This is a genomic window from Citrobacter sp. Cy070 (assembly GCF_030332245.1).
In the GTDB taxonomy this organism is placed as follows: Bacteria; Pseudomonadota; Gammaproteobacteria; order Enterobacterales; family Enterobacteriaceae; genus Citrobacter; species Citrobacter youngae.
The window spans coordinates 1-1,872 of sequence record NZ_JAOWIG010000066.1 but is presented as its reverse complement, the minus strand read 5'-3'; the positions used below and the strand labels follow the sequence as shown (position 1 = coordinate 1,872).

Annotated in this window: 1 protein-coding gene and 1 pseudogene; one reads left to right on the top strand and one right to left on the bottom strand. The window is 45.2% G+C overall.

Annotated features, from left to right (window positions below; genetic code table 11):
- On the top strand, nt 1–64 hold a 64-nt coding region (locus OGY19_RS12130; RefSeq protein ID WP_071603212.1), incomplete at its 5' end, for an IS1 family transposase.
- 72 nt (nt 65–136) lie between these two features.
- Here OGY19_RS12130 and OGY19_RS12125 read toward each other — a convergent pair.
- Nucleotides 137–1,810, bottom strand: a pseudogene (locus OGY19_RS12125) (T6SS effector BTH_I2691 family protein); the annotation flags it as partial.
- Between the last annotated feature and the right edge of the window lie 62 nt (nt 1,811–1,872).

Sequence of the window (1,872 nt, the reverse complement as noted above, 5' to 3'; positions counted from 1 at the left end):
AAAATCGGTGGAGCTGCATGACAAAGTCATCGGGCATTATCTGAACATAAAACACTATCAATAAGTTGGAGTCATTACCTGCGCTGATTACCTTCGCGTAATCAGCAGGTTGATTGTTAAAGTTATCGAGTTGGTTATACAGTTCGACCACATTGAAAAATAAAACAAAAATTCTAATACTGGTCACCGCGTAACCAGAAGATCCCGCAGGCTGGCCAAGATAATCTGCATACGCTTTTTCAAGTGCGGCATATTTCTTACTCGCCCCCCGGAGAAGATCGGCCCGGATGGCTCTTTGCGAGCTGTAAAAAACAGTGCCGGCAATGTAAGCCCTGCGTTCCGTGGCCCAACCAAAATATTTGCTGAACAATGTTTTGGTTTCTAACCCTGACTTTCCGGAAGATAGCGAGAAAAGGGTTCGAACAATAAGGTCATTCATAGTATTGAGAACAGGTCCAATCCGTGATACGGAAAAAAACCTGGCCCCTACGGTTGCCATGTGCTGGTCCATTTGATACAGCACTCTTTTCGAGAATACGACATTGCCAGCCAGTGGTTTTGAAATTTCACTCGTTGCCTTTTCAAAACCTTTAAATATTTTATTAAGTTTAGCGCCATTCTTCTCAAAAAAGTAGAGCACATCATTTTCAGAAACCGGAGAAATACTACACTGGTGCAAACTAGCCAATAACGGCTCCACATCTGCCATGATCTCTGGATTATTATAAAAATGTGTTCTCCAGACGAGATTAGCTTCACTTTTCGTAGTATATGCGTCTATCCAGTCATCCAGTAATTTTACACCTGATGGCGACTCACCAAGACCAGCCATTGCGAAGGCAGCAATTTCACGATAGTTCGCATTATCAACAGGATCGTTAGAGAAAAAATCCTGTAATATTGTTATAAATAACGAAGCCTGTAACCATTCACAACGATAGCTAATCAGCTTAGTGAGCTGTTTATCAATTTTTGGTGTTAGTTCAGCACAACATTGATTAAAAGAGTCCCATTTACTCTGATTGATCATTCGGGCATATTTAGACCAATCATTAGCTACCTGTTGTTTTTTATAAACTTCGTTTTGTTTTCCCTTTACCTGCTTTTCGAATTCTTCGCGAGTTAGTATATCCTTCGGGTCTGTACCTTTAGATTTCTCATTCTGGACATACATATCATAAGAATAATCCATTGCCGGAGGAGAAATATATGTTTCCTGCGGTAATTCAGCAAGTTGGGCTGCAACATTCTGTTCCGAGCTTTTGTTAACAATCTCCTTAACTCCGTTAATTAGACTCTGGGTACAGAACTCCAGGGCGCGTTCTTCACCAAATATCTTCGCCATCGCCAGGACATCATTCGTCCATCCCGTCAGCTCATGCACTATCCCTGCTGCATCATGCAACGCCATCAGCAACGGTGTCACGGGGGAACCGTCTGGCTTCACACCCCGTTCCTTCATCTGCCGGATTGTATTTCCGGCCACTCCGTTCTTCCACGGATACAATGTCTCCTGCGGCCCCGGCTCTTTGACTATGGCATAGCGTTCACTCACACACTGGCTGACGCGGATTTTAGTATGGGTGCCATACGGTAACCGCATTGCCGGACACAGCTGGCTGCCCTGCGCCGGGATGTAATCCAGAACCCTGGCGAGATTTGCTGTGGTTGCCTCTGTTATTTGCTGTGAAGCCTGGGGCGCCGTCCAGTTTGAGGAACTCAGGCGCTGCATTCTGCGCTGCCTTTGACCGCTATCGCCCGCGTAACGCTCCATCGTTTTTTCCGTCCAGGGACACTGCGTGAATGCTATCCAGATATCATTCTCCAGGACTTCATAAGGCAGCGTCAGAAAATCCTTTCCGCCATCACTGT